This window comes from Micromonospora sp. C95 (assembly GCF_018070465.1).
In the GTDB taxonomy this organism is placed as follows: domain Bacteria; phylum Actinomycetota; class Actinomycetes; order Mycobacteriales; family Micromonosporaceae; genus Micromonospora.
Window position 1 is genome coordinate 1 of sequence record NZ_JAGPXT010000054.1, and the last position, 5,037, is coordinate 5,037.

Sequence of the window (5,037 nt, forward strand, 5' to 3'; positions counted from 1 at the left end):
GCAACCGCCTCGTCGGCATCCTCCACGGCTGCCTCAAGAACACCACCCACTACGACCAGACAACCGCCTGGTCACACCGCACCCAACCCGCCGCAGCTTGACATCCAAGAAGCTGGGGTGTCTGACAGCATGTGCGACGCCCCCCGGGTATGGCACCCGGGGGGCGTCACCGCGGTCGAGACGATCCTACTGACGGATTTCCGTCAACTGCCCGCTTATGGACGTACAGACAATTGACGCCTTCTAACCGACGTCGCCACCGGCGCTGTTACGTCCGAACTAGGCCCCGTAACGGACGGACGGCGCACTGGCGGATCGCAAACCGGCTCAGATCCTTTTAGGATCCGCACGATCGCGACGTGCTGAATCGGTAGGAAGGTGAACCCATGCGGCTCTCTCTGACGCTAACCGATGATGCCTCTGGCATCGAAGCTAGCTCACTCGCGAGTTGGTACAAGCGCGATCCGGATGTACGCCGCGCCGCAGCGATAACGGTCCGCGCCAACCAACCTGACGGGGCCATGGGGGGACTCGACGTCGTTGACGTGGTACTGACCCATGCCGTCGCGATCCCGACGCTGCTGATGAGCTTCTCCGCTTGGCGTGACTCTCGACGCCGGCCACAAGAACTGCGCATCAGCACCGGCAAGGGAAGCGTGGTCATCGTCGACGCCTCGCCCGAGACGATTGCCCGGGTTGTGAAGTTGTTGGGCTCGGATGCTGACGCGCCTTCTGGCGAGTCCGCAGAGCTGGCCGGCCAGTGACACTGCCCGATCCGCATGGCTCACGCGCTGTGTTGGTCGGCTGCGCCAACTACACGGCGCTTGAGCCGCTGCCGGCCGTCGAACGCAACGTGCGCCGCCTGGCGGACCTGCTTGCCGATCCGGAGGTCTGGGGCCTTCCGCCCGACAACTGCACGGTCCTGATCGACCCGGAGAGTGCCGAAGTTGTGCTGGAGGCGGTGCATCAGGCGTCGTCCGAGGCGGAAGAATCACTCGTCGTCTACTTCGCTGGCCACGGGTTGCTTGAGGAGCGGACGTCGGACCTCTATCTGGCCCTGAGGAAAGCGAATGCCAACCGCCTATTCCGGGCGGTTCGCTACGACGATCTCCGTCGGGAGGTGATTGACACCGCGGTCTGTGCCTCCAAGGTCGTCATGCTCGACTGCTGCTACAGCGGCCAAGCGATGCTGGGTGGGATGAGCGGGTCGGTGGAGATGGCCGACCAGGCGAGAATCGAAGGCACCTATTTGATCACTGCATCGGCCGAAACCAAGCTGGCCCTCGCGCCGATTGGAGAAGAGTTCACGGCCTTCACCGGCGAGATCATCGCTGCTCTCACACTGGGCATTCCCGATGCGGCTGAGCACGTTGACCTCGAAACCCTCTATTGGTACGTGCGGCGTGGATTGGAGGCAAAGGGGCGTCCTGTACCCCAGCAACGTGCTCGTAACAGCGGTGGCGCCCTACCCTTCGTACGCAACCGCTACGGACGCCCTGGTAAGCGGCCAGATCAACGGTCGGTCGAATTCGACGCACTCATCGGGCAGGCCCCTGCGCAACTGGTTGCTGCCGTCGGCGAGATGTCGGAGCGTGACCCTGGGGCCGTGCCGGGTCTGCTCGATGCCATCGCGCATACCCGGGACGACCAGGCCGTGGCCTCGATCGTCGAACGCCTTCGATTGGGCGGTGACCACGAGCACGCCGACCGAATCCTGCGAACCGTAGCTACCCGTCGTGGTGCCGACGTCGCGGCGTTGCTGTTCACCCTCAGCGACCTGCACCGTGCCGGCGACGCCGCAGTGGTCTACTCGGTGCTCGCGGCCGCGCCGACTGCCGCCCTTACTGCAATTGCGACGCTCATCGTGCCTCGCTTGACGCTGGCCCCGTTGCTGGAAGCCGTGGTTGAGGTCAGGACCGAGCCTGCGGACGTGGTGCAACTCGCCCGGGGGCTGCACGACGCTGGTTTGCCCGGGGCGGCGTCGGATTTGGCGCAGAGGGCTCTTCATCGGCTCGCCGACTTCACAGATTTAGTCAACTTCGTGATTGCGGCCGCCGGCACTCCCTTGGTCGATGAGATTAAGCCCGTGCTGCGCCGACTGATGGGTGAGGCCAGCGATGAGCAGTTGGTCACCCTGTTGGAGCGCTTCTGGGCTGAAAAACTCGCTGATGTCCCGCAGGTATTCCTGGGGGAAGTGGCCGCAATCCGACCGGTGGAGTCGATGCTCGTGCTGGCTGACGGACTCCGCGATATCGGCCGCCCACTAGACGCTGCCAACCTGCTGGCCGAGGCTGGTCGTACTAGGAGTGCACTCGAACTGGCTGAGCTACTCGGATCGATAGAGAGCAGTTCGGTTTCGGGCGTCCGAGTGCTGGAATCGGCAGCCCAGCCCGGTGCCCGTTGGCCTTCCACGCTGGCCGGTTTGCGGCATGCGGACGCACCACTGACGCGCCTGCGCGCATTCTTCGAGCCACTTTCACTTCAGCCTACACAAAGGCTGTTCGGAATCATGGCCGCTTTGCTTGAGGTGGGCGCATGGAGTCATGCTGTCGTCTTCCTGTACCTCGTCGCTGCCCGAGATCAAGCAGCTGCCGCCTCGATCGTGCGCGAGGTTGCTCCGGCCATGGGCGGAGACTGGCGCGGGACTCTCCTGGCACGTACATCGAAGGATTGGGAGGAAACGGAACAGATTCTGCTTAATGTCGAGCTGCCGATCGAGGATCCGCTCGGCTGTGCGGTCGGCCACTGGCGCGACGGCGACATCAGTCGTGCGCAACAGCTGTTGGAACTGCTCGGCACGGAGGGCCCTCCCGATCTTCGGCCAGCAGCCCGGCTCGTGCTGGCGGTGCTGCTGAGAAACGAGCAGAACAACTACGAGCGTGCCGGTTCATTGCTGGATCTGGTGGTCAGGCAGGGCGACGACCGCGTCGCCGCCCTCGGCCGTCTTCACCGTGGTGTCATCCGTGAACTTGCTGGTGCGCTGGAATCGGCGATGGCCGACTACCGGAACGCGATCAGCACCCGGTACGCCGACGTCCGTGTCCAAGCTGCGTTGCGACTTGGCTGGCTTCTCTTCGATGAGCGGCAACCCGTCGAGGCGGCCCAGGTTTTTGGCGAAGTACTGTCTGTGGCAGGCCCTGGAGACGAGGAATGGCTCCGCCTCGCGTTAGGCTACGGACAGTCCGCGAGCCGCCAGGGCGACCACGGACTAGGGCACTGGTTGTCCATTGGAGAGTCTGGCGACTCGCTGGCAAGAGGCTATGCCGCGCTGCTTCTTGGTCAGGCGGAACGACACCGGCCTGCCGGTGGGCGAGGGCGTGGTGGGCTGAACACGCACGAGCGCAGATTGTTGAACAACCAGGATGCGGCCGAGCTCTGGCCGATTGTCCTAGACGCCCTGCGGCCTGTTACGAGCGAAGCCCGGATCGAGTTCATCGCGTTTTGGCTCGCTTGGCTGCGGCTGGGGCACGGCAGTTGGGTACGACTGTGTGATCCGCGCCTGCCGGCGGTCACCATGACGCTGCTGGCCAGGGACCGTCAGCGGGTCTGGGTGCACATCGGCGTCGGGGCATTGAACTCGCGACGGGCAGGTCAGGCGGTGGTGTCCCTGGATGAGCTTGGCTTCGAGCCGACCGATCCACCCACGTATCTCGATGAGACAGCAGGATGGTGGTTCTGCTGGAACTCCGCCGGTGCGGATGAGGAAACGATCGCGATGACCTGCGAAGCTGCATTCGTCATCGGCTTCGGTGCCAAGGAGTCATACGCGCTGGCGGCGGTGTCGCAGCCGATGCATCCGCTGGAACCTACACCACGTCCACCGGCGCCGGAATTGCTTGCGTAGCTCTGCGGAGATCTGTCCTCTGCCATACTGCTTTGATCATGGCGAGGTATGGGGTGTTGAGTCTGCCGTCGAGCAACCGGGTGTACTCGGGGGCAGCGGTGGAGCTGATGCGGGCGGAACTGGAGATCTTCGGCGACGCGGTGCTCGATGGGCGGATCGGTGCGGTGGGGACCGCGACCATCGGCGGGGCGCGCTACGTCACGTTCGAGGTCGCCGGCGGTCTGAGCGAACGGGACGCCGCGCTGCTGGGCAACCTCTCCAGCGCGTACGCGATCTTCGAGTTCGTCGGGGACCTGCTGCGGCCGGTGCCGGTGACCCGGCTGGACCGTTTCGACGACGATCTGCTCACCATTCAGAAGTATCCGGGCAAGACCAACGAGCAGTTCACCAAGCTGCTGCTCAACGTGACCCTGCTCGCCTCGGACGGGGCCGGCGAGCTGCTGACCCGACGGTTCCGGGTGCTCGACCCGCTGTGCGGCCGGGGCACCACGCTCAACCAGGCGATGATGTACGGCTTCGACGCCGCCGGCCTGGACCGCGACAGCAAGGACTTCGAGGCGTACCAGACGTTTCTCGGCACCTGGCTCAAGCGCAAGCGGATCAAGCACCGGGTGCTGGAGTCCGGGCCGATCCGCCGGGAGCGCAAGGTGGTCGGCCGGCGGCTGCGGGTGGAACTGGCCGCCTCGAAGGAGGCGCACAAGGCCGGCGACGTGCAGTCGGTTGACGTGGTGAACGCCGACACGACCCGGGTCGGTGAGTTCTTCCGCCCGGAGACGATCGACGTGGTGGTGGCCGATGCGCCGTACGGGGTGCAGCACGGCAGCCGTACCGCCGAGACCGGCCTGGCCCGTGACCCGCTCGCGCTGCTCACCGCCGCCGTGCCCGGGTGGGCGCGGGTGCTGCGCCCCGGCGGCGCGCTGGGCATCTCCTGGAACACGAACGTCGCCCGCCGCGAGGCCGCCGCTGAGTGCCTGGCCGCCGCCGGCCTCACCGTCCTGGACACCGGCCCCTGGCGCACCCTGACCCACCGCGTCGACCAAGCCATCCTCCGCGACGTCCTGGTAGCCCAAAAACCCACCTAACCCCCACCCCCACCCCACCCCCGCGATCTTGCAGTTTCGGTCGTCGATACGTGCCCTATGCCCCTTATGCGGGGACAGAAAGTGCAAGATCGCGCGGGCGGGGGTGGGGGG

At 65.5% G+C, this 5,037-nt stretch carries 3 protein-coding genes; all 3 read left to right on the forward strand.

Going from position 1 to position 5,037, the window contains the following annotated elements; genetic code table 11:
* The first annotated feature begins 386 nt into the window (after positions 1-386).
* The 3 genes from KBX00_RS28870 to KBX00_RS28880 are packed head-to-tail and all read left to right on the forward strand — an operon-like array spanning position 387 to position 4,926.
* A complete protein-coding gene (locus KBX00_RS28870) occupies positions 387-764 on the forward strand; it encodes a hypothetical protein (protein ID WP_210831216.1) in 378 nt (125 codons plus the stop codon).
* Positions 761-3,844 (forward strand): caspase family protein, encoded by a 3,084-nt coding sequence (locus KBX00_RS28875; protein ID WP_210831217.1) that lies wholly within the window; start codon positions 761-763, stop codon positions 3,842-3,844. The genes KBX00_RS28870 and KBX00_RS28875 overlap by 4 nt, the downstream gene beginning before the upstream one ends.
* Before the next feature lie 38 nt (positions 3,845-3,882).
* Positions 3,883-4,926 (forward strand): TRM11 family methyltransferase, encoded by a 1,044-nt coding sequence (locus KBX00_RS28880; protein ID WP_210831218.1) that lies wholly within the window; start codon positions 3,883-3,885, stop codon positions 4,924-4,926.
* Positions 4,927-5,037 lie beyond the last annotated feature (111 nt).